The sequence below is a fragment of the Agrobacterium pusense genome, assembly GCF_900102105.1.
In the GTDB taxonomy this organism is placed as follows: Bacteria; Pseudomonadota; Alphaproteobacteria; order Rhizobiales; family Rhizobiaceae; genus Agrobacterium; species Agrobacterium pusense.
The window spans coordinates 551,121-576,556 of the sequence record NZ_FNBB01000002.1 but is presented as its reverse complement, the minus strand read 5'-3'; the positions used below and the strand labels follow the sequence as shown (position 1 = coordinate 576,556).

General features: G+C 57.8%; 37 protein-coding genes, 3 tRNA genes and 1 pseudogene. 13 read left to right on the top strand and 28 right to left on the bottom strand.

Annotation, left to right across the window (positions count from 1 at the left end; all coding sequences use genetic code 11):
• Positions 1-169 precede the first annotated feature (169 nt).
• Positions 170-895, bottom strand: coding sequence for a phosphatidylcholine synthase (pcsA, locus tag BLU28_RS07650; RefSeq protein ID WP_077986348.1), 726 nt, complete (start codon positions 893-895; stop codon positions 170-172).
• A 209-nt stretch (positions 896-1,104) separates the two neighbouring features.
• Here pcsA and BLU28_RS07645 point away from each other — a divergent pair, with 209 nt between their 5' ends.
• On the top strand, positions 1,105-2,313 hold the full coding sequence (locus BLU28_RS07645; RefSeq protein ID WP_004442345.1) for a UbiH/UbiF family hydroxylase: 1,209 nt from the start codon (positions 1,105-1,107) through the stop codon (positions 2,311-2,313).
• Here BLU28_RS07645 and BLU28_RS07640 read toward each other — a convergent pair.
• Together BLU28_RS07640 and BLU28_RS07635 are read right to left on the bottom strand one after the other, a co-directional pair.
• Positions 2,297-3,233 (bottom strand): annotated as a pseudogene (locus BLU28_RS07640) (AEC family transporter). The gene BLU28_RS07645 and the pseudogene BLU28_RS07640 sit on opposite strands and share 17 nt — an antisense overlap.
• A 34-nt stretch (positions 3,234-3,267) precedes the next feature.
• The gene (locus BLU28_RS07635; RefSeq protein WP_022556323.1) at positions 3,268-4,014 is read right to left on the bottom strand and encodes a cytochrome c biogenesis CcdA family protein; all 747 of its coding nucleotides are present in this window, start codon (positions 4,012-4,014) and stop codon (positions 3,268-3,270) included.
• Positions 4,015-4,294: 280 nt separating this feature from the next.
• Between BLU28_RS07635 and BLU28_RS07630 the strand changes: the two genes are divergently transcribed.
• Positions 4,295-4,370: transfer RNA gene (locus BLU28_RS07630), tRNA-Lys, on the top strand.
• 123 nt (positions 4,371-4,493) lie between these two features.
• On the opposite strand, the gene BLU28_RS07625 is transcribed toward BLU28_RS07630, so the two are convergent.
• The 3 genes from BLU28_RS07625 to BLU28_RS07610 form a co-directional block, all read right to left on the bottom strand.
• The gene (locus tag BLU28_RS07625) at positions 4,494-5,237 is read right to left on the bottom strand and encodes a glycosyltransferase family 25 protein (RefSeq protein WP_072494471.1); all 744 of its coding nucleotides are present in this window, start codon (positions 5,235-5,237) and stop codon (positions 4,494-4,496) included.
• A 133-nt stretch (positions 5,238-5,370) separates the two neighbouring features.
• The gene (locus BLU28_RS07620) at positions 5,371-6,633 is read right to left on the bottom strand and encodes a D-Ala-D-Ala carboxypeptidase family metallohydrolase (protein ID WP_168247052.1); all 1,263 of its coding nucleotides are present in this window, start codon (positions 6,631-6,633) and stop codon (positions 5,371-5,373) included.
• A gap of 157 nt (positions 6,634-6,790) precedes the next feature.
• Positions 6,791-7,231, bottom strand: a complete 441-nt coding sequence (locus BLU28_RS07610; RefSeq protein WP_045533768.1) for a VOC family protein — start codon at positions 7,229-7,231, stop codon at positions 6,791-6,793.
• A 192-nt stretch (positions 7,232-7,423) separates the two neighbouring features.
• On the opposite strand from BLU28_RS07610, the gene BLU28_RS07605 reads away from it, so the two are divergent.
• A complete protein-coding gene (locus BLU28_RS07605) occupies positions 7,424-8,002 on the top strand; it encodes a cold-shock protein (protein ID WP_004442353.1) in 579 nt (192 codons plus the stop codon).
• Entirely contained in the window at positions 8,002-8,484 is a 483-nt protein-coding gene (locus BLU28_RS07600; protein WP_168247051.1) for a DUF192 domain-containing protein, read from the top strand. Before BLU28_RS07605 ends, BLU28_RS07600 begins: the two co-directional genes overlap by 1 nt.
• A 60-nt stretch (positions 8,485-8,544) precedes the next feature.
• Here BLU28_RS07600 and BLU28_RS07595 read toward each other — a convergent pair whose 3' ends face one another.
• On the bottom strand, positions 8,545-8,793 hold the full coding sequence (locus BLU28_RS07595; RefSeq protein WP_003522642.1) for a BON domain-containing protein: 249 nt from the start codon (positions 8,791-8,793) through the stop codon (positions 8,545-8,547).
• Positions 8,794-9,017: 224 nt separating this feature from the next.
• Here BLU28_RS07595 and BLU28_RS07590 point away from each other — a divergent pair, with 224 nt between their 5' ends.
• Complete coding sequence (locus tag BLU28_RS07590; RefSeq protein WP_004442357.1) at positions 9,018-9,287, top strand: DUF982 domain-containing protein; 270 nt, start codon at positions 9,018-9,020, stop codon at positions 9,285-9,287.
• Positions 9,288-9,498: 211 nt separating this feature from the next.
• Positions 9,499-10,641 (top strand): ceramide glucosyltransferase, encoded by a 1,143-nt coding sequence (locus BLU28_RS07585; RefSeq protein ID WP_004442359.1) that lies wholly within the window; start codon positions 9,499-9,501, stop codon positions 10,639-10,641.
• Between the two features lie 52 nt (positions 10,642-10,693).
• Here BLU28_RS07585 and BLU28_RS07580 read toward each other — a convergent pair.
• A tRNA-Pro gene (locus BLU28_RS07580) sits at positions 10,694-10,770 on the bottom strand.
• A 264-nt stretch (positions 10,771-11,034) separates the two neighbouring features.
• Here BLU28_RS07580 and BLU28_RS07575 point away from each other — a divergent pair.
• A complete protein-coding gene (locus tag BLU28_RS07575) occupies positions 11,035-11,340 on the top strand; it encodes an ETC complex I subunit (protein ID WP_004442361.1) in 306 nt (101 codons plus the stop codon).
• A 48-nt stretch (positions 11,341-11,388) separates the two neighbouring features.
• Positions 11,389-11,465 (top strand) — tRNA-Arg (locus BLU28_RS07570).
• Positions 11,466-11,614: 149 nt separating this feature from the next.
• On the opposite strand, the gene BLU28_RS07565 is transcribed toward BLU28_RS07570, so the two are convergent.
• The 11 genes from BLU28_RS07565 to BLU28_RS07510 all read right to left on the bottom strand — a co-directional run bounded on the left by BLU28_RS07565 (position 11,615) and on the right by BLU28_RS07510 (position 17,614).
• Positions 11,615-11,878, bottom strand: coding sequence for a hypothetical protein (locus tag BLU28_RS07565; protein ID WP_139190397.1), 264 nt, complete (start codon positions 11,876-11,878; stop codon positions 11,615-11,617).
• Positions 11,875-12,342 carry a dATP/dGTP diphosphohydrolase domain-containing protein gene (locus BLU28_RS26280; RefSeq protein WP_077985953.1) on the bottom strand — a complete coding sequence of 156 codons (468 nt, stop codon included), beginning with the start codon at positions 12,340-12,342 and terminating at the stop codon, positions 11,875-11,877. The genes BLU28_RS07565 and BLU28_RS26280 overlap by 4 nt, the downstream gene beginning before the upstream one ends.
• Entirely contained in the window at positions 12,339-12,764 is a 426-nt protein-coding gene (locus BLU28_RS07555; RefSeq protein ID WP_077985952.1) for an HD domain-containing protein, read from the bottom strand. The genes BLU28_RS26280 and BLU28_RS07555 overlap by 4 nt, the downstream gene beginning before the upstream one ends.
• On the bottom strand, positions 12,761-13,039 hold the full coding sequence (locus BLU28_RS07550) for a hypothetical protein (RefSeq protein ID WP_077985951.1): 279 nt from the start codon (positions 13,037-13,039) through the stop codon (positions 12,761-12,763). The genes BLU28_RS07555 and BLU28_RS07550 overlap by 4 nt, the downstream gene beginning before the upstream one ends.
• On the bottom strand, positions 13,036-13,275 hold the full coding sequence (locus BLU28_RS07545) for a hypothetical protein (protein WP_077985950.1): 240 nt from the start codon (positions 13,273-13,275) through the stop codon (positions 13,036-13,038). The genes BLU28_RS07550 and BLU28_RS07545 overlap by 4 nt, the downstream gene beginning before the upstream one ends.
• Positions 13,272-13,706 (bottom strand): hypothetical protein, encoded by a 435-nt coding sequence (locus tag BLU28_RS07540; protein WP_077985949.1) that lies wholly within the window; start codon positions 13,704-13,706, stop codon positions 13,272-13,274. The genes BLU28_RS07545 and BLU28_RS07540 overlap by 4 nt, the downstream gene beginning before the upstream one ends.
• The gene (locus tag BLU28_RS07535; RefSeq protein ID WP_077985948.1) at positions 13,703-13,948 is read right to left on the bottom strand and encodes a hypothetical protein; all 246 of its coding nucleotides are present in this window, start codon (positions 13,946-13,948) and stop codon (positions 13,703-13,705) included. Before BLU28_RS07535 ends, BLU28_RS07540 begins: the two co-directional genes overlap by 4 nt.
• The gene (locus tag BLU28_RS07530; RefSeq protein ID WP_175477672.1) at positions 13,945-14,820 is read right to left on the bottom strand and encodes a hypothetical protein; all 876 of its coding nucleotides are present in this window, start codon (positions 14,818-14,820) and stop codon (positions 13,945-13,947) included. The genes BLU28_RS07535 and BLU28_RS07530 overlap by 4 nt, the downstream gene beginning before the upstream one ends.
• Positions 14,820-15,290 carry a nucleoside triphosphate pyrophosphohydrolase family protein gene (locus BLU28_RS07525; protein ID WP_234794386.1) on the bottom strand — a complete coding sequence of 157 codons (471 nt, stop codon included), beginning with the start codon at positions 15,288-15,290 and terminating at the stop codon, positions 14,820-14,822. Before BLU28_RS07525 ends, BLU28_RS07530 begins: the two co-directional genes overlap by 1 nt.
• Positions 15,291-15,666: 376 nt before the next feature.
• Positions 15,667-16,902, bottom strand: a complete 1,236-nt coding sequence (locus BLU28_RS07515; RefSeq protein WP_234794385.1) for a metallophosphoesterase family protein — start codon at positions 16,900-16,902, stop codon at positions 15,667-15,669.
• A 52-nt stretch (positions 16,903-16,954) separates the two neighbouring features.
• Positions 16,955-17,614 carry a S1C family serine protease gene (locus BLU28_RS07510; protein WP_077985946.1) on the bottom strand — a complete coding sequence of 220 codons (660 nt, stop codon included), beginning with the start codon at positions 17,612-17,614 and terminating at the stop codon, positions 16,955-16,957.
• A gap of 380 nt (positions 17,615-17,994) precedes the next feature.
• Here BLU28_RS07510 and BLU28_RS07500 point away from each other — a divergent pair, with 380 nt between their 5' ends.
• The 5 genes from BLU28_RS07500 (at position 17,995) to BLU28_RS26270 (ending at position 19,811) form a co-directional block, all read left to right on the top strand.
• Positions 17,995-18,195: a hypothetical protein gene (locus BLU28_RS07500; RefSeq protein WP_022556386.1), complete on the top strand. Its 201-nt coding sequence runs from the start codon at positions 17,995-17,997 to the stop codon at positions 18,193-18,195.
• On the top strand, positions 18,185-18,661 hold the full coding sequence (locus BLU28_RS07495) for a hypothetical protein (protein WP_077985944.1): 477 nt from the start codon (positions 18,185-18,187) through the stop codon (positions 18,659-18,661). Before BLU28_RS07500 ends, BLU28_RS07495 begins: the two co-directional genes overlap by 11 nt.
• Positions 18,662-18,775: 114 nt before the next feature.
• The gene (locus tag BLU28_RS07490; RefSeq protein ID WP_077985943.1) at positions 18,776-19,189 is read left to right on the top strand and encodes a hypothetical protein; all 414 of its coding nucleotides are present in this window, start codon (positions 18,776-18,778) and stop codon (positions 19,187-19,189) included.
• Positions 19,186-19,359 carry a hypothetical protein gene (locus tag BLU28_RS26275; RefSeq protein WP_175477671.1) on the top strand — a complete coding sequence of 58 codons (174 nt, stop codon included), beginning with the start codon at positions 19,186-19,188 and terminating at the stop codon, positions 19,357-19,359. The genes BLU28_RS07490 and BLU28_RS26275 overlap by 4 nt, the downstream gene beginning before the upstream one ends.
• 170 nt (positions 19,360-19,529) lie before the next feature.
• The gene (locus BLU28_RS26270) at positions 19,530-19,811 is read left to right on the top strand and encodes a hypothetical protein (RefSeq protein WP_077985942.1); all 282 of its coding nucleotides are present in this window, start codon (positions 19,530-19,532) and stop codon (positions 19,809-19,811) included.
• On the opposite strand, the gene BLU28_RS07480 is transcribed toward BLU28_RS26270, so the two are convergent.
• The 9 genes from BLU28_RS07480 to BLU28_RS07440 all read right to left on the bottom strand — a co-directional run bounded on the left by BLU28_RS07480 (position 19,805) and on the right by BLU28_RS07440 (position 25,436).
• A complete protein-coding gene (locus tag BLU28_RS07480) occupies positions 19,805-20,191 on the bottom strand; it encodes a response regulator (protein WP_234794384.1) in 387 nt (128 codons plus the stop codon). The two genes, BLU28_RS26270 and BLU28_RS07480, sit on opposite strands and share 7 nt — an antisense overlap.
• A 223-nt stretch (positions 20,192-20,414) precedes the next feature.
• Positions 20,415-20,681, bottom strand: coding sequence for a DUF982 domain-containing protein (locus tag BLU28_RS07475; protein WP_077985941.1), 267 nt, complete (start codon positions 20,679-20,681; stop codon positions 20,415-20,417).
• Positions 20,682-20,711: 30 nt separating this feature from the next.
• Positions 20,712-21,767 carry a non-homologous end-joining DNA ligase gene (gene ligD, locus BLU28_RS07470; protein ID WP_077985940.1) on the bottom strand — a complete coding sequence of 352 codons (1,056 nt, stop codon included), beginning with the start codon at positions 21,765-21,767 and terminating at the stop codon, positions 20,712-20,714.
• 43 nt (positions 21,768-21,810) lie between these two features.
• Complete coding sequence (locus BLU28_RS07465) at positions 21,811-22,155, bottom strand: hypothetical protein (RefSeq protein WP_077985939.1); 345 nt, start codon at positions 22,153-22,155, stop codon at positions 21,811-21,813.
• A gap of 117 nt (positions 22,156-22,272) precedes the next feature.
• A complete protein-coding gene (locus tag BLU28_RS07460; RefSeq protein WP_077985938.1) occupies positions 22,273-22,512 on the bottom strand; it encodes a hypothetical protein in 240 nt (79 codons plus the stop codon).
• Positions 22,509-23,435 (bottom strand): glycoside hydrolase family protein, encoded by a 927-nt coding sequence (locus tag BLU28_RS07455; RefSeq protein ID WP_092651260.1) that lies wholly within the window; start codon positions 23,433-23,435, stop codon positions 22,509-22,511. Before BLU28_RS07455 ends, BLU28_RS07460 begins: the two co-directional genes overlap by 4 nt.
• Positions 23,436-23,695: 260 nt before the next feature.
• Positions 23,696-24,091, bottom strand: a complete 396-nt coding sequence (locus BLU28_RS07450; protein WP_077986149.1) for a hypothetical protein — start codon at positions 24,089-24,091, stop codon at positions 23,696-23,698.
• On the bottom strand, positions 24,091-25,236 hold the full coding sequence (locus BLU28_RS07445) for a hypothetical protein (protein ID WP_077986150.1): 1,146 nt from the start codon (positions 25,234-25,236) through the stop codon (positions 24,091-24,093). Before BLU28_RS07445 ends, BLU28_RS07450 begins: the two co-directional genes overlap by 1 nt.
• Complete coding sequence (locus BLU28_RS07440) at positions 25,236-25,436, bottom strand: hypothetical protein (RefSeq protein ID WP_234794383.1); 201 nt, start codon at positions 25,434-25,436, stop codon at positions 25,236-25,238. The genes BLU28_RS07445 and BLU28_RS07440 overlap by 1 nt, the downstream gene beginning before the upstream one ends.

The following is a 25,436-nucleotide window of genomic DNA, read 5'->3' as shown; positions in this document are numbered from 1 at the left end:
TCTTCGAGGCGTTTCAGACGGTCGCGGTCATTGTTCCCAATCCCGCACCAAAAAGTATGCAATGATACGTGATCAGAACTTATTGATAACGGTTTTGCTGCTGCGCACAACTGAAAAAGAAGCTGCTTAAATGCAATTTGCACAAGCAATAAACGGCTTTACCTCTTCATCATTTCGCGCCGAGCGTTGGGATAAACTGTAAAATTCCTCCGATGCAATACAGGTAGATGCCGCTCGCCACGAACCCCACCACCGCCCATGTCGGCGTCTGGAAATGCATCAGCAGCGCATAACCACCAAGGGCGCACCAGATGGCCACGACAAGAAGATTAAGGGACCGCAGCCGCTTCACCCGCACGGGATGCAGGAAATTGATCGGCAGAAATGTCAGGAACACCGAAACAGTCACGACTGTCATGGCGGTGGTGGCGCTGGCATCCATCACGAAGAGCGTGAAGATCACCATGTTCCACACCACGGGGAAGCCCGAGAAGAAATATTCGTCGGTCTTCATCCCCATATCGGCATAGTAGATAGCACTGGACACCACGATCATGCCCGCCGCCACAAAGGACCATGGCTCTCCAATCATGCCGCTCTGATAGAGCGCGAAGGCAGGCAGAAGCACATAGGTCACGTAATCGATGATGTTGTCGAGCGTATCGCCCGACCAGTTTGGCAGCACTTCCTTGACCCGGACCTTCCGGGCGATAGGGCCGTCTATCCCATCCACCAGCAGCGCAAGACCAAGCCACCAGAACATATCGACAAAACGGTGCTCGGAAGCAGCAACGACGCCAAGGAAGGCAAGAAAGGAACCGGACGCCGTTAGAATATGAACGGAAAAGGCGCGGATTTCCGCATAGGGAACACGCTTGTAGTTGAAAATTTTCATGGTCAGCGTCTGCGCCCCGCTTTTCATCCGCCCTGCTTATTCCGGTATGCGGCCATTCACCACGCTTTGCAACCGGCTCAGTCGGCTTATCCTAAGACTAATGTGGCGGCAGACCCAATGAATCTTCACAACCGGATGTTCCCGGCCGGAAGTGGATTTGCCGATGCAAAGCCTTTATGATGCTCTGGAAATAATAACGGATCAGGACCATGAGACACTTCGATATCGCCATAACAGGTGCAGGACTTGCGGGTCAGATCGCGGCCATCGCACTGGCACGGGCGGGTCGCCACGTGGCGCTCGTAGCACCTTCCACCGACAGAAAGGACCGGCGCACCACGGCGCTGATGGACCAGTCTATCCGCTTCCTGGACCGTCTCGGCCTGTGGTCACGCATCGCGCCTTCGGCCGCCCGCCTTTCCACCATGCAGATCATAGACGGAACCGACCGTCTGTTGCGAGCACCGACAGTGCAGTTCCGTTCCTCCGAAATCGGCCTGGATGCATTTGGCTGGAACATCCCCAACGAGGCCTTGCTCGGTGTTCTCAGCGAAGCGGTGGAGCAGGAACACAATATTACCCGCCTCGACACCTTCGCCGAGACGATCGATCTCGGCGACGACCGCGCGACGGTGACCCTTGCGGATGGCGAAACGCTCTCTGCCGATTTCCTCATCGGGGCAGATGGCAGGAAGTCGATGGTCCGGGATGCAGCCGGCATCGGCGTGAAATCCTGGTCCTATCCGCAGACCGCCGTCGTTTTGAACTTCGGCCACAGCCGACAGCATGGAAATGTTTCGACGGAATTCCACACGCCCACCGGCCCTTTCACGCAGGTTCCCCTTCCCGGCAACCGCTCCAGCCTCGTCTGGGTCGTCACCCCGCAACAGGCGGAAGAACTGACTGCCCTGCCACTGGAAGCGCTGAGCCTTCGGGTCGAGGAACGCATGCAGTCCATGCTGGGCGCCGTTACCGTCGAGGATAGCGTCCAGGCATGGCCGCTCTCTTCCATGACCGCCCATCGCTTCGGCAAGGGCCGCGTCGCCCTGATCGGCGAGGCGGCACATGGTTTTCCGCCCATCGGCGCACAGGGACTGAACCTCAGCCTGCGCGACATCATCTCACTGACGGAATTGCTGAGCGCCGTTTCCGACCGCCCCATTGCGGCCGATGCCGGCAGCAGCTTCGACCGCAGGAGGCGGGCGGATGTCTATAGCCGCACACTGAGCGTCGATCTCCTGAACCGCTCGCTGCTTTCGGATTTCCTGCCCATCCAGATGGCGCGCGCAGCCGGCCTGCACGTGCTTTCCGGCATCGGTACGCTCCGAAGCATTGTCATGCGCGAAGGCATCGAACCCGGCCGGGGCCTGAAGGCCCTGCCCTCACTGCTGTTCGGCAGCTTCAAAAAGGCTGGATGAAATAAACCACGCCCGTCAGCGTGAGAACCGACAGCACCGTCGAAATCAGGATCGTCGCCGACGCCCGCTCCTGCCACACATGATATTGCTGGCCGATGACGAAGACATTCGTCGCGGTCGGCAAAGCAGCCAGCAGCACGGCGGAATAGATCCACACCGGCTCGAATCGCCCGAGCGACGACAGCACGAGATAAACGGCGAGCGGATGCAGGATGAGTTTTGCCGGCACGATGTAGCTGATCTCCACCGGCACCCGCTTCATCGGCCGAAGTGCCAGCGTCACGCCCATTGCAAACAGCGCACAGGGCGGCTGATTGCGCCAGATAATCCACCAGCCGCTGCACCGCCTCCGGCGGTTGCCATGACAGCGAAGCGGCCAGGAAACCGGCGATGACGGATACGATGAAGGGATGGGTGATGACCTTGCGGGCCACATCCAGCGCAAGCTTCGCCGGGGAACGCTTGTCGCCGCCTGCAACGGCCATCATCGCCGGCGCGACAATGAAATGCGCGGCGTTTTCGAGGCAGACGATGAGCGCCACAGGCACCGCCGCCTTTTCGCCGAGCGCCAGAAGCGCAATGCCCGGGCCCATATAGCCGATATTGCCGTAACTTGCCGCAAAACTTTGGATCGTCGTTTCCGCGAGGCTGTTTTTCCGGACAAAACGACCGATCAGGAACACAACCAAGAAAATGCCATAGGTACAGACGAGGCTGGCGGCAACGAAATCCATCCGCGCCAGTTCTTCCACCGGCGTTTTCGACACCAGCTTGAAAAACAGCGCCGGCAGCGCCGCGTAGATGATGAAGGTGTTCAGCCAGCCCATCGCCTCGACCGGCTGTTTCGTGATGCGCGCAGCGCCGTAGCCGATCAAGATGAGGCCGAAAAACGGCAACAGCAATCCCACGATGTCAGTCACTGTGTCTCCCCCGCAAGCAACTCCAGCGGGAGGCTTAGCCGATTTGCATCAGGATCGGAAAGGTCTCCTGGAACCAGATCGCCACATTGGTGATAAAACCGGATATGAAAGCGAGGCCGGTCAGCACCAGCAACACGCCGAGCAGCTTTTCCACGAGGCCGAGATGGCGACGGAAGCGGACGAGGAAACGCATGAAGGAGCCGGAAAACGCCGCCGCGATCCAGAACGGTACCGCAAGGCCAAGGGAATAAACCGCAAGCAACATTGCGCCGTCGCCGACCGTGTCGCGTGAAGCAGCAACGCCGAGAATCGCGCCAAGAACCGGGCCGATGCAGGGCGTCCAGCCAAAGGCGAAGGCGAGTCCCATGATATAGGCTCCGGACAGCGTCGCCGGCTTGCCCGCGCCCTGAAACCGGGCCTCGCGTGAAAAAAGGCCGATACGGAACACGCCCAGGAAATTCAGGCCCATCAGGATGATGATGAAACCGCCGATCTTGGCGAGAATGTCGAGATTCTGGCGCAGAAGCGTGCCTATCGTCGAGGCGCCCGCGCCCAGCGCCACGAAGACGGTGGCAAAACCGAGTGTGAAAAAGAAGGCCGAAAACAGAACGGCCCTGCGAATCTCGGGCCGTGGTGCCGCGTCTTCCGTCCTGAACTGCTCGACCGACACACCCGCCATATAACAGAGATAAGGCGGCACCAGCGGCAGAACGCAGGGCGACAGAAACGAAAGAGCGCCAGCCAAAAGCGCGCTGAACAGGGAAATATCGGCAATCGACAAGAGAAACTCCGCATCCCGCAAAGCCGCCGCGATTCTTGAGAGCCGCCACCGCTTCACGCTTCATTTTCACGCATGTCATTGCCGCAAAACGATTTCAGCCGCCAGGCAGACACACTTGACGCCGGTTTTATCCCCGGCCGCCCCCTCTCTCCAATCACCTTTTCGGGGGTGCGACAAAAAAAACCGGATTGATCGCCGAAAGCGCTTTTTTTGGGTTGACCGAACGGATCGCTCTACATATGTTCCGCGCACTTCCGAAGGGCAGCCAAGCCCGCCACGGGAGAGCGTAGCTCAGCCGGTAGAGCAACTGACTTTTAATCAGTAGGTCCAGGGTTCGAATCCCTGCGCTCTCACCACCTCACAATATTTTTCGTATTTATTTCCATGGACTTACCCAACCGGCAGGCAATGATCCCGCCGGGTGCTCAAAGCGTTTCCAACATCAATACAGGAAACAAAAGCGTCGCCACCACGGACGCCTAGCGGTACGCGTAGATGTAACGTGCTATATTGTCATAAAAGCTGGAAAGATAAGCTGGCAGTCGCCTCAGTCGGGTGAACTTGCTGCCTTTATATTCCTCGCGCGTTCCGACGAGCGTATTCGGGTCGCCAAAGGGCAGAAAGTCCCTGTCGGAGACGTAAACGTTGGTGCCATATCCCCAACCGCACTCCAGGGCGCGGTCGAAAGGTAGCGTCATCACACGCGCCGTCTTCAGGAAACGCTCAGCGGCGCTGCGCGAAACGATGTAGCACGCAGATGAACCTTGAGGCCCATAGATGCAGCGGCCAAACGTATCCCCAAATGCACTCGTTCTGCGGCCTTTGAAACCCTTGCGGCGATGATTGGTCAATTTCACGACTGCATCGTCAGGCATGATCGCCACCATGGCCCTCACCCGCTCCGAAAAATCCGGCGTGAACGCCACGTCGTCTTCAACAATCACCGCGACAGGGGCATTGGTTGAAAGAAAGATCTCAAGCGCTTTAATATGGCTGGCATAACAGCCATATTCTCCCGGCAGCGCGTGGCGCCCGTTGCGCAGTTCGAAGCGGCGTCGGTCGAAATCGCGCCAGTTTTCAGGGAGGACGGTCTTTCCATCAATTCCCTCCACCGGCCGCAAATCAAGATCAAGACCCGCGGCCCCTTCGAGCATTTTTTCCAGTCGCGCCCGCGCACGGGCAATCGAAATGATGTAGACGGGCAAATTGGACACAGGCTGCATTTCGCAAGGCACCATAAGCGGGAAACAATGAACTGCCGCGTCCTACAATAATGGGAACGTTGCGTCCACGGTCACGCTCCACTGACCATCGTCAGGAGTGCGGTGGCTGTAAGCCGGCAAGGAATGGTCGCAATCACTTCCGCGCGGCGGTACGGCGGCAGCGCCAGTTCCAGTCTCTCGGTTCACCGGTGTCCATATGGACCGATTCGGTATGGCAATAGGTGCCGACACCCCCGCGGTTCGGCAGGGAACGCAGATAGGTTGCGAGTTCCCACTTGGAGACACCCTTGATCTGTATGTCAGCCGCATCGCAGGTATAATGTTTTGAACCCTGCCTTATTCCCTTTGGCGGACGGTAGCCCGAGGTGACAATGGCCGGGCTGTTATAGTGTCGCTCCACATCCTTGATCATGCTGATGAGCTCCGGCTTGAAACAACCGACTTCAACGCGATCTGTCTGCAGGAAAAGCCCGTTCGGCGCGACGCGGGTCAGGCCGGAGAGCGAGGCAAGCTTCATCAGCCCGGTGGGTTCATCGTCCTCTTCATCGAGATGAGCGTCGTCGAATTCGTCGGACATCATCGAGCGACCGGAGAGCGCAATACCCATCGTCTTGTCCGCCGCTCCCGGAAGTGCGGCCACCTGCGTGCCACCTGCCGAACCGCTTTCGATCATTTTCGGCAGGCGCTTCTTGGCTGCACCGGCGAAAAATGCTGCAAGCGTGACGCCCTTGCCTTCGCCTTCCTGCTTCTCGTCGCCCATGGCGGCACTGGTCGCGGGCTGCACCGAAGCAAGCTGTTCCGATGCGGTTTGTGGCACCGGCACGGCAGCGGGCTGGCGGTTCTCGCTGTGCTGCTCCGGTACCTGCGCGGCTGACGGCACAGCAACAGGCGCGGATACCGGCTGCGGTTGCGCCACCTGCACAGGGGCGGAGTAAACGCTGCTGAGCGCAGGTGTGATTTTCTGGGAAGGCACGCCCGCCGCGGCCGCGCCGGACGCCGTGGCGGCCAGGGAAGGCGCTGCGGATGCGGTGGAATAGATGCTTGATGTTCCAGCGGAAATACCCGTTGGCTGCGTCGTCAGTCCGGCGATATCGGCGGCAGCGCCGTAACCCTGTGCCGGACCGCCCGCTGCCTGATGCTGCGCCGGAGCCGTGGTCGCGCCAGCCGCTGACGCCACGGCGGGATCCACATAGTGCCCCTGCTGCGCACCGGCCGCGGGTGCAGCAGTTGCGGCCGTCTGCTGCTTCTGCTGTCCGGCAACTTCCGGCTTTTTGGCAGTGGCGGCCATCTCCTCGTCAGTCACCGCCGAAACGCATCCGGAAAGCCCCAGCAACGAAACCGCGATGACGAGACGCCGACAAGAAACGCGTCCCTTTGCGCCCTCGACAGTTTTCATGGGTGGCCTCCGTATCTTTTATTTCCAACAGCAGCACGGGAACGGAATCGTGTGCTTCCCCCAAAACGGGACTGGCCGTTTCGATTCGCGGACTATGCCTCATCCCCTCAGGACAAGGCAAGAGCGCCCGAAAACGCTGCTGCTCACCGGAAAATCCCTACCAGGAACCGGTATTCTGCATAGATATCCACGGTTCGGCTGGTGCGAGGCTTTCGCCTTTCTGCAAAATTTCGAAAGAAATACCATCCGGTGAACGTACGAAGGCCATATGCCCGTCTCGCGGTGGCCGGTTGATGATGATGCCGTTCTGTTGCAGATGCGCGCAGAAGTCGTAGATATTATCGACCTCATAAGCGAGGTGACCGAAATTGCGGCCGCCGGTATAATCTTCGCTATCCCAGTTATAGGTGAGTTCGAGGCACGGCGCCTTGTTTTCCTTCGCCGCAGCAACGTCGTCGCGAGCTGCAAGAAACACCAGAGTGAAGCGGCCTTTTTCGTTCTCGATTCGGCGTATTTCGGCAAGGCCGAGCAGGTCGACATAGAATTTAAGTGATTCGCCAAGGTCTTTGACGCGAACCATCGTGTGCAGATACCGCATTTTATTCCTCTCCATTACACGGGTCCGAAGCCGTTAAACGCATGATCGCAAGCCCCGGACAAGGACGGCGACATAAAAGCAGCTGCGTAAATCAAAAACTAGGGCTTGCGTGAAACCGTTACCAAGATGTTAATCTGGCGCACAGGAATCAGTTGACCGGTGTATGGCGCGTAATCGAGGGGTTGGCAGGATATGGCTGATAGGATGTCATCGAAAACGATAGTCGATGTCGAGGACCTTTCGGGCGATGCCGTGGACCTGACCGAGATCACCGGCGTCGTGAAGTGGTTCGATGTCGCCAAGGGTTTCGGCTTCATCGTGCCCGACAACGGCACACAGGATGTGCTGCTGCATGTTTCCTGCCTGCGTCGCGACGGTTACCAGACGATCCTTGAAGGCACGCGCATTGTCGCCCTTATCCAGCGGCGCGACCGTGGCTTTCAGGCATTTCGCATTCTCTCCATGGATCAGTCCACCGCCGTCCACCCCTCGCAGTTGCCGCCGGTGCGCACCCATGTGCAGGTGACGCCGTCCAGCGGACTGGAGCGCGCCATCGTCAAGTGGTTCAACCGCACCAAGGGTTTCGGTTTCCTGACGCGTGGCGAAGGAACGGAAGACATTTTCGTGCATATGGAGACACTGCGCCGTTTCGGCCTGACCGAACTTCGCCCCGGGCAGGTTGTGCTGGTGCGTTATGGCGATGGCGACAAAGGCCTGATGGCCGCGGAAATCCATCCGGACAACCCGGTTTCGATCGGGATGTCGCATTGATGTCCGCCCTGCCCGATATGGTGAAGAGCGCCGTTATGGCGCTTCTTTTTTTCACGCTGGCCAGCGCCGCCCAGGCGCAGCAACAGCAGACATTCACCTCCGAACCGCTGCAGATTGAAACGGCCGGGGGAAAAAGCCACGATTTCACTGTGGAACTGGCGCTGAACAATGCCCAGCGCGAACAGGGCCTGATGTTCCGCAAGAGCATGCCACCAGAAAACGGCATGTTGTTCAATTTCGGTGAACCGCGTGATGTCGCCATGTGGATGCGGAACACGCTTATTCCGCTCGACATGCTTTTCATTGGCCGTGACGGCCGCATCACCCACATCCACGAAAACGCGGTTCCACATTCGGAAGCCATCATCAGCTCCCGCGGGCCAGTGAAATTCGTGCTTGAACTGAATGGCGGCGCTGCCAAACGTTACGGCATCAAGCCTGGCGATATTGTGCGCAACGCGCAAATTGGCAACCGGAAGTGACGTTGCCGCGTTATTGCGTCTGAATGAGCCGGACGATGTTTCGCCCGGCTGGCGCAATGTTCAATAGACCGGCTCTATATGGCTCAGAATCCTGCAGTTGGAAATGGAAGCGGCAAGGTTGATGGCGATGTCGATCGCCTCGACCGAATCAGCCGTGCCTTCCAGATAGATCACGTCATTTTCGACAGTGGCGGAAATGCGCGACTTTTCGAGACCTGATTCGAAGGCCAGTGCCGAGGTAATGGCCTGGCATACGCCTGCCATGCGGTCACCAAAGAAGCTTTCCTGAATACCTGACAGATTGAACATATGTGTTCTCCTTCTTATGGACATTACAACGCCTTTGGTGGCGGTTTTGTTCATCTCCGGTTCATCTATTTGTTCATCTTCCATTCATCTTGAAAAATTGGAACCCCCCAATCGATCACATTTTAGGTGATCGGGAACCATTTCGTGAGGCGGGCATTTCGCGCATGGGAGTGAAAAGAGAGTGAAAACCGCCATGAAGGCGCGTGAAACAGGAGGAGAATGACATGCTGATCAACAGAACGGAGCCGTGTCACCACGCCTCGTGGATGAAGCCGGTGGCGATCCACCTGCCCCTGTCCGCAGCAGTGGAAATCTATAGCCCGCTGGTAGCACTGGACATGCTGATGTACCGCTGGCCGGAAGAACACGGCCCGGAATATGAAGAAGCACGCAGAAACTGCCTCGATGCCATCGCCGGACGATGCGACATCGAAAAAGCGCGGGAGTCGTTTCTCATCGCAAGCAGTCACGCTCATATTCTCAACATGCACTGACGTTCATTATCCGCGTTGATGACTGGCCCTTCTCCGCGAAGGGCTTTTCTTTTGGCGTTCACTGTTTCAGGCACGAGGTCGCGCGCGGAAAACTCCCGCCTGCCGCCGGTGACATGTAACTGTCACGCAAACGTTATAATCGGCAGAGACAAATTCCGTGGAATCACCGGGCGGACAAACCGCCGGAAGCTCGGGAGTGGACCTGGCCAGCATGGAAACCGTCTTTGCCCTTTGCGCAATTCTGCTCGTCGCTTTCAACCTTCTCGGTATCTGCCTTGCCGGGTGGCGGCTAAAGCGGCGCGACCCGGAAAATTCCCTTGCGCGGCAAAAACCGCCTGTCTCGATCGTTGTGCCACTGCGCGGTGTGGAAAGTTTCACCCCTCTTACGCTGTCACGCGCCTTCGAGCTCGATTGGCCGGATTACGAACTGCTTTTCTGCGTTGCAGATGAATTCGACCCCGTCATTGCGCAAGTGCGCAAAGCCCAGAGCGCCTTTCCTTCCGTTTCGGCGCAATTGCTCATCGGCGACGACCGGATCAGTGCCAATCCAAAACTGAACAATTGCGTCAAGGGCTGGCTGGCCGCCCGGCATGAATGGGTCATCCTCGCCGATTCGAACGTATTGATGCCGAAATCCTACGTGACGCGCATGATGTCGGCCTGGCGGAAAGACAGCGGCCTCGTGTGCTCCCCGCCGCTGGGCTCGCGGCCGACGGGTTTCTGGGCGCATGTGGAATGTGCCTTCCTCAACGGCGCGCAGGGCCGCTGGCAATATGCGGCAGAAGCCATCGGAATGGGATTCGCGCAGGGCAAATCCATGTTGTGGAACAAACCGTTCCTCGAAGACCATGGGGGTATCCGCGCCCTCGCCGCCGAAATCGCCGAAGACGCCGCCTCGACGAAGCTGGTGCGGAACGCTGGCCGCAGGGTGCATCTTGTCTCCGCCCCTTTCGAGCAACCGCTCGGCCAGCGTCACGCCGGCGAGATCTGGTCACGCCAGGCCCGCTGGGCGCGGCTAAGGCGCGTGACCTTCCCGCAATATTTCGCGCCGGAAATCCTGACGGGCGCACTTCCCCCGCTTCTGTTCGCACTCACCGCGGCGGCCATGATGGACGTGAACCTCTTAGCGACCGCCCTCGCCGTCCTCGTCCTCATATACGGCCCCGAATTGGCCCTGACCGCCCTCAACGGGTGGCCAATATCGCTCCATACCCTGCCGGCCATGATCGCACGGGACATCATCATGCCCGTCATCTGGACGAGAAGCTGGATTGGCAGCGCAGTGGCATGGCGCGGCAATGTCATGACAATCGGTACGGCGGAAAGCACTTTGGCCGGCCCGCCAGCGGAATAATGACAATTTATGGGAAGAGGTTACGCCGGAAAGCTGATGCTTTGCCTTAAAATGGTCGGAGTGGAGAGATTCGAACTCCCGACCCTCTGGTCCCAAACCAGATGCGCTACCAGACTGCGCTACACTCCGCCGAGGCGATGGCTGGGGAATACACGGTTCATACGCAGTCCGCAACAGGGAAATTCATCTTTGTTCAGCCGCGACACCGTTGAGCAAAACCTAAGGTCGAGCGGGCAGCGCATGAACTGACAGCAAGGGGATAATCGTCTTGACTCTCACTTGAACTCGGTCCATTTCAAATTCAACGTTCCTGACACGATTTGGTTATTCTATTCAGGTACGTGATGAATAATCCGGGGTTTCACCCCGCTGTCCAACCGGAGCAGTTTCGACATGTCTGCGAAGATTTACCGCCCTGCAAAAACCGCCATGCAATCCGGCAAGGCGAAGACCAATGTCTGGGTTCTGGAATTCGACGCCGAGGTTCCGCGCAAGATCGATCCGATCATGGGCTACACCTCCAGTTCCGACATGAAGCAGCAGGTCAAGCTGACATTCGAGACACAGGAACAGGCCGAAGCCTATGCCCAGCGCAAGGGCATCGAATATCGCGTGATCCAGCCGAAAGAAGCGACCCGCAAGGTGGTTTCCTACACCGACAATTTCCGTTTCAACCGCACCCAGCCCTGGACGCACTGAAACACGACGACCAAAGTTTTTGCCGGAGCATCGATTGCCCGGCATGACGGCCCCTTAGCTCAACTGGATAGAGCAACTGCCTTCTAAGCAGTAGGTCGCAGGTTCGAGTCCTGCAGGGGTCGCCAATATTTTCAAGCGCTTAGCGGCGTTTCCTGAATCACCAGTTTGCAGTTTTCTGGTGCAGTTTGCAGAATTCGTTCTGCGGGCGTTCTGGTGGTGCAACTTATGCGGAGCATAGAAAAATCCCGCCGTGGTTAGTGGCGGGATTTTTGTGTCACCAACGCTGCAGGCGGGTGCCTGACGTATTGCCATCGTTCAGGGCCAAGATCGTACGAAGCAGAACGGCGGCCTGATTATGTAGTTCGTTGCGCAGGCCCTCTGACATGTGCGGCAATCCGCGTTCGGGCGGAAGATCGGCTCCATTGTCTATGCCGATGTTTTCGATGATGCGGTCTAGTGTGTCGGCCGCACGGCAAGCCATAAACCTGCGGCCTCGCCACCCCTTCACCATCCGGCGCTCTTCGTCCAAGTCGATCACGCCGCCACCTTCAATCGCTCGACAGCCTCACTCGCCGACGCACACTTTGGCCGGTCATCGATCAGCGTTCCTGCCGCCTTGGCATCAATCAGAATGCCCATGCAGGCGCGAACGTGCGCCAGGTGAGAAGCGCCGCTCTCTGGGTCGATATCTTCTCCCGAGAACCATTGCAGCAAGTGGCGAATCGCTGCGCTGTAGTAGGTGGTGGCGTCCACGGGATCATCTTGCCAGTTGAACGCACCGTATTTTGTAGCACCGAGCGCCATGACGACGCTTTCTTCGATGACGGCGACAGGCGGGATGAACTGAGCCGACGGCTTCTTCACACCAAAAGCGCGCTTTGGATTGGATGATGGCAGCTTGCCTATGGCTTCAGCCAGCGGCACAAGCTCTGCCGGCACCATGGCGTTGTCATTCGCCGGTACGGCTGTGAGGCAGCCGGTGTCTTTGGATGTGATTGTCATTCGCCAGCCTCCTCGATGATCGCCATAGCCTTGCGGTATTTCTCAAGGCGCGCCCGGTTCTTCTCGTCGTCGGGCAGCGCGCGCGAAACATCCATGTTGTCGCGCAGGTCCGCAATCTTCACCTGTCGCGCGATCGGGTTTGAGATCGCGCGCCGCACGAAATCGAAGTAGTCCTCACCTTCCTGACGAGAGATCGCGTAAACCGCCGCATGCACCTCTTCGCCGAAGATCGCCAAGATATCGCCATGGCCTACGCCACTGTCCTCAACGACGTCATGCAGAACCCCGACGATGCGAGCTAGCTCATTATCTTGCGCGAGCATGACGCGCAGCGGATGCAGGATGTATGGCTGCCCTGCCTTGTCAGTCTGCCCCTCATGGGCGTCAACTGCGAATTTGATCGCTGTATCTAGGTCGCTCATACCGTCTCCTCAATCTTCTTCTTGCCATCGACCGAAGGATTCACAACCGGCTTGAACCGGCGCAGCGCAAACGGTGGATCCTCGTCGCCGAACTGCGGGCACACTCCGCGGTTCACGCCTGCCAGCCTGATGCCAGCGTAGTCGCCACCGATATACGTGCGGCACATGCCAACCCACGTTGCCGTGTATACTTCCCCGGCACGAATGCCGAGGTATTGCTCTGGAAGGGTGGTGTCGTCGATGCAGACGACTTCGTCGCCGGGTTGGATGGTCATGCAAGGCCCCAGTGGTGGTGCTTGTCGCTATAAGGATTGTCTTTCCTCACCACAGTTCCTTTCTTCACCAAAGCTATAAGGCGGCGTCGAACGGTAGCCGTCGTGATACCCTCGTGCTTGCTGCGCAACATATTCTTGATCACGTATGTTGCGTTGTCGCGCACACACAAAGCTCGCTCGATGTCTGCATCCAAATCATCTGTTGCTGTTCGCTCAATATCTGTCGCTATAGTCACGCCGCCTCCTTCATTTCCGCCCGCTCACGAATCGCGCTCATGATCTCCTTTACGGTCGTCCACGGCACGACGACCGTGCGGGTACACTCATCGCCGTCCTCGTCGCGGTCATCGATGCCAAAACTGAACTCTCCGATGTACGCGGCTTTGGTCGCTCCGCTCGGCGTAAGCGCCTCCTGCAATCGCTCGACCTTCCCCCGCAGGTGCGCGAGAGAAAGATCGTGGAAGCACTCATTGGTGAACTCGGGCGCCGCATCGAGCGGAATGGCATAGTGCTCGCGTTCCTTCGGCGTGTACTTCTCCTTGATAGGAATGCTGTGGCCTGCGAACTCCTCGGCGAGCCACCGGCCCGCCTTGTCTCGAATGCCGGTGTAGCCTTGATGGCCTGGGCACTCGTAGAGGTCTCGTTTCAACAGAACATACTGGGTCATCGGCAGTCCTCCTTGAACCGCACGTCCGGCTTGCCGTCCTCGTTCGGGCAGATATCTAGGAGGCCTCTCGAATTGGCCCCGTCGAAATAGTAGTCGTACTTGTCCTTGCGGTACTCGTAGTTGACCCGCCAGAACTCGGCTTGGTTGTTTAGCTCCCAAGCCACGAGAGCAGTCGGGCCGAACCAGATGGCCGGGATGATGACGGCGACGGCGAGGCTGGATGCGATCTGCTTAATCTTCACGCCGCCCTCCCAGCCATCAGCGCATCAAACGTCGCCAAGAATTCGAGCTCCGCTTCCTCCGGCGACCAATACCGCAGCTTCACGCCCAACTCTTTTCCGGCGTACCGCGCGTGCCACGGCATCTCACGCAGGTTGACCAGCTCGTCGGCGATGATGCTGTTATCGGCGTCGTGAACCTCGCGCGGCAACTCTTTCGGCAAACCAAACCGCGCCGCGATAGCCAGCCAGTTGTCTTGCTCGATCGCACGGTAGTTCGTCAGGTACGGCTTGAGTGGGCGCGGGATGTCCACGCAGTATGCTTCAGGGGCATCGTGCAGAAGGCCAGCCAAAGCCACCTCCGGCGCGTGCTTGGCTGCAAGGTGACGGGCAATCAGAACTGAATGTTCGGCGACGCTGTAGAACTTGATGCAGTGACCAGCGTATCGGCATTGCAGGCCAAGCGAATGCGCGATGTCCTCGATGTGGACTTCGTGCGGTCTCGGGTCCATCGTCCAGTATTTGCGGCCGGTGAAGGTCTGCATGAAGTCGCCGGTGCGGTCCACTTCGGCAGGCTGGTTGCGGGTAAGTCCGATGTACTGTCCGTTGTCTGAGGACAGAGGACGGGCAGCAGAATTAAGCCGATCCAAATCGTCACGAGAAATCACATAGTCGCGGTTGACGATTGGTCGAATATCGGATGGCTTGACGTATCCGCCATCCGCATATCTTTCCGTCCCGTCAGAGAATACGGCAGATCGTCGTCCCTCATTGGTAACGCGGACGCCAGCTATCGTTGGTGGCACGTTGTCATTGGCCGCAATGTACTTTTCGAGCGAGCCGAAGGTGGTGGTGGCGAGTTCTGCCGGTACGGCTTGTTCTCTTCGCATCAACATCAAAACGCCTTCCCGCCAGCTTTAAGCCGGTTCTCAATCTTGTGGTCAGGGCGGTTGGCATTGAATGACATCTTCTCGACGATGGCACCGCCGAGATCGAAGCCGAGGAATGCCGCCAGATCGCCGATCCGGATCATGGCGTCGGCCAGCTCAACTTCAGCCATAGGCCGGTGCGGCAGCTTGTCGTCCATCAGCACCTTGCCTGGCTTTGACTTACGGTAGCCTTCCATCGCTTCACTGATCTCGCTGTGGATCAGGCAAAGCATTTCAGGCACGTTGCGGTCCAGCGCCTTGCCTGTGGCGAGGTCCGTGTACCAGCCTGCTCTCCGGCTTGCTGCGTGGCAGTCGGCGGCGAAGAGGTTGATGGCTGCGGCATGAGCATGAGGCTTGTTGTCGTTGGCCTCAGCAAGCATTGCCTCACGGACGGCGGGATTGCGGTACATTTGAGAGATGTTGTCTCTGGTGCTCATTTCTATCTCCTCAGTGGTGTGGTGGTTGACCGCCAGTTGGTGCCTGGCGGGGTTGATTTTACTAGGGTATCGTTATGTGATAACGTTTCGATACTGAATCGCTAACAAAGGAAGTAGTTTTGCAAGAGTATCGACACGCACACTTTAAGGACGTCATCTTTACCGACGACACGTCCGTCCTACGGCCTGGCTTCTACCCGACCGGCAGGACAGCCGGTCTATATTCAGAGGAGGGTAGGATTAATCAGATGGCGTCCATCCTTGGATATGCGCAGTGCTTCGACCACAATCTGCATTTACGAGGAACGGTAAGTTACCCTGCGCAGTGGTTTTTGCATGATGGTGAATTGCTAGCGCCGACGCCAAAATATTGGGACTAAGCCGCCGCTCTCGCTGGCTCATTGTCGTTGGCTGCATCCATCATCGCCACGCGAACGCGTGATACTTCGCCGTACTCCTTGTGGTAGCTGATCGACTGCATAGACCGGCCGGACAGGAAGCCAGAACCGAAATGCCAAGCATCCTGGGGCGTTGGTGTTTGGTGCGATTCCGAAATAACCCCGCCGCCCTCGGACGCAAACTTGCTCGAGTGATGAATGTGGAAGCCGTGGACGAAGCGATGGCGAGTTGCGCCCCAGTCTTCGGCGCGACGGTGAGCCATAATGCTTGCCATGTCCTTTAGCTTGACCGTGTGGCCATGCGTGGCGCCGATCATCACCTTGCCGAAACGAAACCAGAAGAACAGCGACGGATCTACGTCAACGGTTACTCTCGGCTCATTGCGATACCAAGCAAGCAGAAAGTATGCGACCGCAACGGACGCATGCTCATCATGGTTGCCAGGCAAGATGCGCACAGTGACATGGCCGTGCCGTTTAAGGCTGGCATCTATCGAGCGTACGACCAGACGGCACGCAGTCATCAGCACCTTCTGGTAACGCCCGTCGACCTGTAGGACGTTTCCAGATCGCGCCGTCTTGTTCTCGTTATTGTCCGAATGGAGCAGATCACCACCGCCCAGCACAATTGCATTACCTGACGGGAGTGAGCGCGCGATTAAGTCTTCAATCGCGGAGCCGATGACGCTCTCCGCAATTTTCAGATCCCAATTGGTATCAGTCTCGCGATGCCACGAGAAAAGACCGATATGCCAGTCCGCAAGAGGCGTCAGCGTCAGCAGATCGTCATAGACGTGCGTCGGCGCGGTGATAGGTTCGGCGGGCTGAACATCACGGAACGCTTCTTTGAGGACGGCGGCGATATCGACTGGTGAGCGCTCCACCGCCGTCTTCTGCCACTGCTGGATAACGCGCCCCTCAGCATCAACGAGGGCAGACACACCTTTGACGACGTGGCCAGTCGGCACCGCGAACTTCTCGCCCCGTTCCGGCGTCTGCTGGATGAACGTGCCGCTCGGAGTGTTGCTGATACGGCTTATGCGAAAGCCAGGAAGGACAGGCTCCGTGCCAAGAAGGCCAGCTTCGGCGGCGCGTTTGATGCTCTCGGCAAGAGCGGACTTGCCGATGCCAAGCACGGCGGCAGCCTTCACGAGCGTGCCGTGCTCTTTGTAGGCATCGGCTCTCCGGCGTAGTTCTTCTATGGGTAGAGGCATGCAGTCTCCTCGATGTGGTGGTGAAGGCCGCTTGGTGGGCGGCCTGATGATTTCACTTACGCGCCAACAATTCACAAACCGCAGTCGAAGGCACGACATAGCCATAGCCAACCAGCGAGCCTGAGAAGCCAATAGGTGCGGCCATGACGCCGACGGTGATGCCGATCAAGTCGCCGTTGTCGCCATAGACAGGCCCGCCTGATTGGCCCATCACAGTTGTTATGTCTGTCACATAGACCGATTTCCACGGACCTGTTTCGCGTGGCTCTCCGGCGATCTTCCCGTAGGCGGCAACGAACTCGATTTTCAGGGGATTGCCGTAAGCAGCGATAGGATCGCCAACCTTCACACTGTGACAGGCCAATTTTGCGATACCGAGACCGTCCGACGACGTGCGCAGCAGTGCAATGTCATTGGCCTTGTTGACCCAAAGGACATCGGCTTTGCGAAGAGCGCCACCCTTCGCTTTCAACTGGACTTCCTTCGCGTCGCCGACGACGTGCGCAGCAGTGACTATGAAGCCGTCGCCGATATGAACTCCGGAACCGTGTCCGTTTTCGAGTTGGATCTTAACGGTGGCCGTTTCGGTTGCGGTAGAAGTTGGTGGAGGAAGGAGCGCGTAGGCGGCCGCAGAGGTCGCGGCGATGACGAGGAATAAAGCAACGAGGAATGCGCTTGGCGACACAATACGCCGCAGGAATCGTCTAAGCATGATTATCCCCTCTTTCTGGCGACCGTGCGCCAATGTGGTGGTCTCGGTTGGTTGCCGAGCGGCTGGTGAGGCCGACAATCAAGCTATACTGTTTTTACAAATTTGTCAAGATCTGCGACCGACTCAGAATCCCAATTGACTCTTTCGAATATGAGAACATAATAAGAACATCATGTCCCACAAGATGCAAACACAAGCAATGAAACAGTACAGATTTCAGGCTGGGCGCTGGATCGTAACAGTGCGCGCGCCGACCTTTGCCCACGCTAAAATCGCCGCTGCAGCAAAGCTGGATCAGCGGGCAGCGAAGCTTTTCGCTAGCCCGCCTGCATGCGGCTGGAAGCTTGAACGACTAGCAGACACCACCAGAGGATAGTCCTGTGCGCCCAAATTCAAGAGAACCGCAAGCCGATCCGGTTGACCACATCATTGCATGGCATGACGGCGATAGCCGTGCCGCTATCGAGACGCTGATGGAAGACATCCAGCACTTGCGGCTGCAGCTTGCGCTGGCGACCGCAGCGATGGGAACCGGCTTCACGAGAGGATGGAAGCCGGACGCCGACAGAAATGCCAGGTGAAGGAGCTTATCTGCTTTCGGACTACGGCGGCGAGCCTGTCGGCGTCATATGTGAGGAATGCGAGCTCCTGAAATTCATTAGTTCGGCCGAGCTCATGATCGAATTTGGCGATCTGTCGATGCCGACGATGCTGCGACACATTTCCCAAGAAGTGATCAAATGCGCCAGGCCGATGGAAGGCTTTTCAGGCCGCTGCATGCTTCATTACCACGCGCGCGCCGGCAGTCAGATCGATGCATTGAAACAAGCGACGCCGCCGGCCGTTAGAGTGAAGGAAATTCGAAATTGGGAGATTGTCGTGGCCAAGTGCAACTACTGCGGCCACGTTTCAAATATCCCGCACTGGCAACTGAACCGCGCAGCGAAGACGGACACTACGGTGGACGAAATTGCCAGGCGACTGAAATGCAAACGATGCAGCGTGAAGGGTGACGTGAAAATCACCATAGCCAAGATGCCGAGGTGAGCATGTCTCGCGAGCCAGTCGAGCAAGGAAGCCTTTTATAACCGGCGGCCGCCGCCAGATGAATGCATGTTGATAAGGAGAGTAAACCCACTATTCGGATAGAGGAGGAGGAAGATGCATATTCGCCCTTACATTCTCGAAAATCATGGTGTCTATCCCAAGAGATTTCTGGAGGACGGTCAATTCTTCGGCGTGCGGAAAACCACTCACGATAATCTCGACCAACGGCTGATCGCTGAGGTAGATCGGGAGTCTGACCTGACTGCCTACTCCGGATACGTCGCGATGGAACTGTGGGCCGATGACGACGACATACCGACGGGCGCGAAGATCGAGGTGTTGTTCAGTGAACGGAAAGGCATCGCCGCCGTCCTCTACGACCATCCGAAAATATCCGATGCTTTCATTGAGTGGGTGTTTTGCAACTCGCCCAACGACGCATTGACCAAATGGATGAAGAAAGTTCGTTGGCCGCTGATGGAAACATCGAAAGGCCCGGTCGACATAATCGGAGACACCCAACAATGAGCGACCAGACCAACAAGGCCGGCGACGGCATTCACGAGAACCACTGGTGCGAGCATCCGGGCTGTCGTAAGTGGGGTGGCTTCGGCTTTAGCCGAAATAAAGTTGAGAAGTCATACTGGCATTGCTGGGAGCATTATCCGCAGCGGGATATGTTCAAAGCCTACAATTGAAGAACCCGACGATCGCAACAGTCGGATGCAATTTCGCACCCGTCACATTTGATTTCTCGACTCCCTGTCAGAAGGTGGTACCCTGCCTTCATCGTCGCCAACCGAATTCATAGGCGGTGACGACTGAGGGTTACTACGTGCTCCCGCCTATCTCGTGTGGAGGACGAGTCTTGTCCCTTCGGTCTGACTTCGATCACGAACTGCTTCGACGCCTGCTTTTTCGCTGGGCTAAGCGATTCACGTCGTTCGAACAGATTCAGCGCGACCTCGTGGAAAGAACGATCCTCGAAATTGTCGCGGAGTTCCCAGAGGCAGCTGACGATTTTGCAATTGACGTCCAGCATCTCGCGACAATGCGACGGCTTGCCCTTCAGGAATTTGGCATTCTGTTTGATGCCCCTAGTGGACGCGCCTCGCCCGAGAAAGCTTCAAACGTCAGCGAAGATCAGTGAAGGGTTGTTGAAATTCCCGGAACGCCGAAAAGCGCATCCGCCGCTTTCCGAAGTTCGCCCACGTCGCCGTTCATGCAATATCCCCCACGGTCAGATCTTGCACGCGATGCAAATATGAACGGTACGGCGGCCTCTTCTAGAATTGCCGCCAAAGACAGCAGCGTTTCATTGTCTATCTCGATATCGACGATTACTGCGTCAACACCCCCTTCCATCAGCACGTCCAGCACCTCTCCTGTAGAGCGGACGGCCGGCCCTACAATAGCCCCCGCGCCCACCATCAGCGATCGACACGCCGAAGTCAGCATAAGATGTTGCTCTACGATAACGAGCTTTTTGCCTCTAAGCGCTCGTAACACGGAAACGTCCTCCTTTGTCATAACCCCGCCATATGAACTGAGCGAGATTGAGCCGCCAGCCTGTCAGCTCTCCATGCCGTTGAGGAACATTCTGTACGGTTTTGGACCAAAGAACCAGAGTTCTCCGCGATTCCGATGAGTCCGGATGATGAACGCGTCTGCATGAGAGACGAAACTATAGATGGCGCGGTGCTCGAAGTGGTTTGAAGCGAGGCGTCGCGACAGGGGAAATCCCATTCTCCCGTCACCAATCGAGTCCATCATCATCCGGAGAAACCGACATCCCTGCCTCGCGAGCCGCGTCGACAAAAGCGAGACGCGCGTCTTCAGGTCGATCATCCAAGCCATTTTCGAGGACAGCAGAGCAAACCATGAGAGCGGTAACGTACGCCTGCGCTTCTGTGCTTCCGGGCCATCTGTGAAGGAGAACCCTCGCGAGGTCGGTGACGGTTTCAAGGGTTTCGAAATTACCCCAATTGATCGTGATCGGCTCTATTCTGAATTCGCTCATGGGGCGAATTTACACGAAAACCGAGGACTACTAATCAAGCCGGTACACATCCGCGTTATCCTGCCGCTCTCTCAACCCCTTGTAGGCCGCATGTCGCAGTTTGCTGTCCGGTGTCATCTGGCGAAACTCGATCTCCGCGATAAGCGTCGGTTGCACCCAAACGACCTCGCGCCGACCAGAATAGGCCACAGGCGGCTTTTTCTTCCGCCACGGCAGCTTGTCGAGCATGCGACGGAGTTCGTTTGCCGTCCTCTCCTTAAAGCCCGTGCCGACGCTTCCAACGTAGCGCAGCTCGTCGCCTTCATAGGCGGCCAGCAAGAGCGAGGCAAAGCCGCCGCTTGCCGACATGGAGGGCTCATACCCCACGATCATGAACGGTTCGGACTGGACGCACTTGACCTTGATCCAGTCGCCAGTTCTACCGCTCCGGTAGGGGCTGTTTCGGTCCTTGCCAACGATACCTTCCAACCCGAGGCGACAGGCGTGCTCCAGCATCAGGCCGGGATTGTCGGTCTCTACCTCTTCCGATAGTCGGATGGCGCCATCGACGCCGGTCAGCATTTCTTCAAGCAAGTGCCGGCGGCTGCGGTACGGCAGTTCGCGGAGATCGCGACCATCGAGATACAGAAGGTCGAATGCGTAGAGGATGGCGTCCCCGGCTACTTTCTTGCCGCTGCGAGCGCCAACGGCACCCAGACTATTCTGGAGCGCATTGAAGTCGGAGCGCCCTTGTTCGTCCAGGACAACCGCCTCGCCATCGATTATGAATGATGCCGGGCCAAGGGCTCTAGCCGCTTGCTCTATGGCGGGAAAGCGCGCTGCCCAGTCGTAGCCGCCTCGTGTCAATATTCGGACGCCGCTTGCGTCGGCGTGGATCGCGAGCCGGTAGCCGTCCCACTTGATTTCCCATCCCCATTTGTCGCCTGAAGGCGGCTTTTGTTCCAGCAGCGCAAGGGCAGGTTCAATGCGCGCCGGCATTGGCTCCAGTGGCAACGCCGGCTGAGCAGGGTCCCGACGACGTCGTGGCCGAGAGCGGAGGGGTTCGTCGTGCCTCAGAAGAGGCTTGGAGGTTTTCGGCTTCTTCATGAGGACAGCCTACCGACGAACCGTTTACAAAATGTTCGATGAGCTATCCCGACCTTGTCGTCCTTGGCTTCGACTGATTTTCAACGATCCTGTCGACGCGCATAGTCATTTTGTCGACCGCATCCTTCACGGCGCCGATCGCGCCCATGATCTGCTCCGTCTGCTCCCGCAGGCCTGATTTGGAGACATACGTTTCGGCCACGTGGAGCCTATGGGCGGCAAGTTCTTCCCTTGCAAGCGAAGCCATGGCTGAGGCCGCCGACGCCGCCGCAGATGCCTCCGTCTTTGCTGCGCCGATCTTCGCGTCAACGTACTTCCACAGGCCGAAGAAGAAGCCGAACAGCAGAACGAAGAAGCCGCCAACAGCCATGATTTCGGCGCCAGTCATGGCTTCACCCCGCACAGCTTCTGCAGCTTCTCGTTTTCAGTGAGGATCTGCCGCTTCGTTTCCGGCGTCATCTGGTCATCGACAGATGGCCTTACTGGCCGAGCGATATCGCAGTAGCTACCGCTTGTCGCGCATCCACTTGCCAAGAGCGTCATCAACGCCAGCGTCATCCAGATTCCTGATTTCATTTTCGACATCCCCGGCCTTCTTGATGGCCTTGGCATTCGCTGCGGCCTGTTCGTCTTTCGCCGCGGAGCGCCCTGCCCTCTGGCCATACAAAAAGACGCCCGCGAGGATCGCGAGCGCCGTACCGATTGCGGCTAGATAGCCTTTGAGTTTTGTCCACAAGAGGATCAAACCACCACCTCCTTCCCGCGCCAGCTATTCCAGCGGCGAGCGATGACATCGCGATTGCGATAGGCGACATAGGCAACAGCAGCGACAGCGACACCGGCCACAATCCAGCCCCAAGGAAGGCCAGCCACAAAAGCGAGCAAGCCTGAGCTTGCAGCTGAGCCGACACCCTTTGTGACGGCTTCCCTTGCTGCCGATGCGTCGCGCCGCAGCTGAGCGAGCGTAGCGGGACCGATGATGCCATCCGCGATCAGGTGTGGGTGCGCCTTCTGGTAGGCAATCACCGCTGCCTTGGTCTTCTCGCCCATCCATCCGTCGATGGCACCAGGATTGAGGCCAGCCGCAGTCAGCAGCTCCTGCGCTTCCTTTACAACCGGATCAGGCTGGGCGGGCGGCTCGACAGTGGCTTCCTTCGTTGCGCTCGCTACGCCGGAGTAGATGCCCTTTTCGAAGAGCAGAGCCTCTTCCTTGCGGCGGCGCACGAGACCCGGCAGCTTCTTACCTTTCGCCGTGTTGTAGTTGGCGGCGAGATGAGCGGCGGCCTTCATGATCTGGCCTTTGCGCCAGTAGTCGGCCCATGTCCAGTTCATGGCGTCGACGCCGAGATTAAAGGTGACAGAAGTAGCGGCATCGAGCTCGTGCTGCTTGCGGTCGGACGGAGAGCCAGCAACGACAGCGGGCACGTATTCAGCGGCAAGTACTGCATCGAGGATGGCGTCGCTCTGTGCGGCCGTGATCTTGGTCTTGCCTGGCACGAGCTTGGTGATGCCGATCTTGGCCAGCTCACGGCGCACGGAATCGCTGCGCATCGTAAAGCCGGTTCCGATCGTCGGAACACCGACAGGATCGAGATAGGCGGTAAGCGGATTGCCCTCATGCAGGCGCACGAAAGCCCTCCCCTGTGTGGAGATTTTGGTGATTGGCATTGATTTTCCTTTTTAAGGGAGCGCTGGGAACATTAAGGCGGCCTTCGCGTTGAAGCCGTCGCCATGTCCCCAACTCCATGGCCTAAAGATCCGCGCACACATCCCCCCGCTGCGCGGGTCTTTTGCTGCTATTGATACAGCCGGTACTTGCAGATATGGGATAAGCGCCGCATGTCCCCTGAAACAGGCTGCGGCATTGAGGCCTCGGCGCTTGGCGGAGCGACGGGCCTCTTTTGTTTTCGAGGGTTATGGGTGCCGGGTTACGCTACCGGCCAAGCGATGGGAGTGATTTCCGTAAGGAACTGCTCTACGGTCGGCTGTTCGCGCTGGCCAGCCTGCACTTTTGCCAGTTCACCGTAAGCGTAGGACCACACGTTATCCCGCCAAGCAACGAACGCCTGCGCTTCCGACGCCCAGTTTGGCTTTGTCGATGAGGTGTACGATGCGAGCGTCACCCCGTCGCGGAACTGCTTCTCGCGCGCCGTGCTATCGACAACGTTCTGGATGGCGTTCTCGTAGGCGGCGATGGTGACCGGGTTCAGGAACGCGATAACCTCCGGGTCGTCATCCGATATTTCTTCTTCGGCGATACTCGGTTGGAAAATCGAATAGATACCGATGATGCTTCCATCAACGTCCCTCTGAACGTAAGGCATTACGCCCTCCCTCGCGTATCAATAAAGCCATATAGACTGAGTGAATTGTTGGTCAGCGTTCCGGAGTAGATCATCGCAGCATAGCGAATGCGCGCCGATGTATCGGTCATGACCTCACCGTTGATAAAAGACCCGTCACGTTCTCCCGCGAGCGAAGTGTAAACAAACGATATCAAATCGGTTCCGGGCGTTGATATCTGCGTTTGGATATTCCCCGCAGCATTTTGCGACTGGTACGAGTTCAACTTTGGTCTCGTGCGGATTCCAATTGGGCAGTTGATCGCAAGCAGCGTGTCCGTTTGCTGAGCTTGGCTCTGCCTTTCCAAAATCGGGGTCACAAAGAAAAAATCATCTTCGTTCTGTATCATTGGATAAAGCGCCGCCGACCTTCTAAGCCATGACCCGATTCGCCGGTAATGATTGAAGCCGGCTGGATAGTTCGGCTGTGACGTCGGGTTCAGGGATTTCGACAGGCCGCGGGAAACCTGAGTGCCATCGCTGATAACAAAGCAATGCCAGTAACCATCGCTGATTGTGGCGTCGAACCTGCCGCCGTTTCCAGTGCCATAGGCAACGTCGAGCTGCGCAGTGCCGGCTGCGTGCGACATCATAATAGGCGAAGCGGCGCTGCTCGCGACTACGCAAGTGGGGAAGTCCAAATCGTTAGTGGGGTCAGTCGCATTGTTGGCGAGGTTGGCCCCAGGAGAGATATATCCCGAGGATCCGACCCCTCCCCCAATGTCTGATTTCTTGACGGTTCCAAACACGCCCGGACCGATGCCAATAGGAACATCGTCAACACCAATGGTAAGGTCTGCCAGGCTGTCTAGGTTGCCATTCGACAGCGAAGCAAGCAGCCGTCGCATCGCCTCGACTGCGGCAATGGTTGGCGAAGTCAGCTCGACCTTGTAAGGCGCATCAGTTTGAGCGGGCCCGGGCCAATCATCAGCAAGCAGCAGTTCCGTATCGCTGATGATCTGCTCGATGACGATCGGGCGGCCAACGTGAATGCCGAACTTGTCGCCGACCTTGATTGGCGTCAGGCCAGCGACTACCGTTAGCCAGCCGGTATCCGTGCCGGTCACAGTGCGAGAGCCGACAGCGACGGTAGCCGTACCGTCGCCGTACCATGTGGTGTTAGCCATTATTCGGATGCTCCGTCGCTGACGTCAGCTTCACCGCGCGCAAGGCGCAGGTCGGCTTCAAGGCCGTTGATCTTGTCGAGAAGGGTTTTGTTTTCTTGCTTCTGCATCACGAGATGCTGACCGAGCAGCAAGGTCCGCTGCTTCAGGAATTCTTCTCGCACTTCTGCTTCCTGCAGGGCGACGAGGGCGTCTACCTGCAT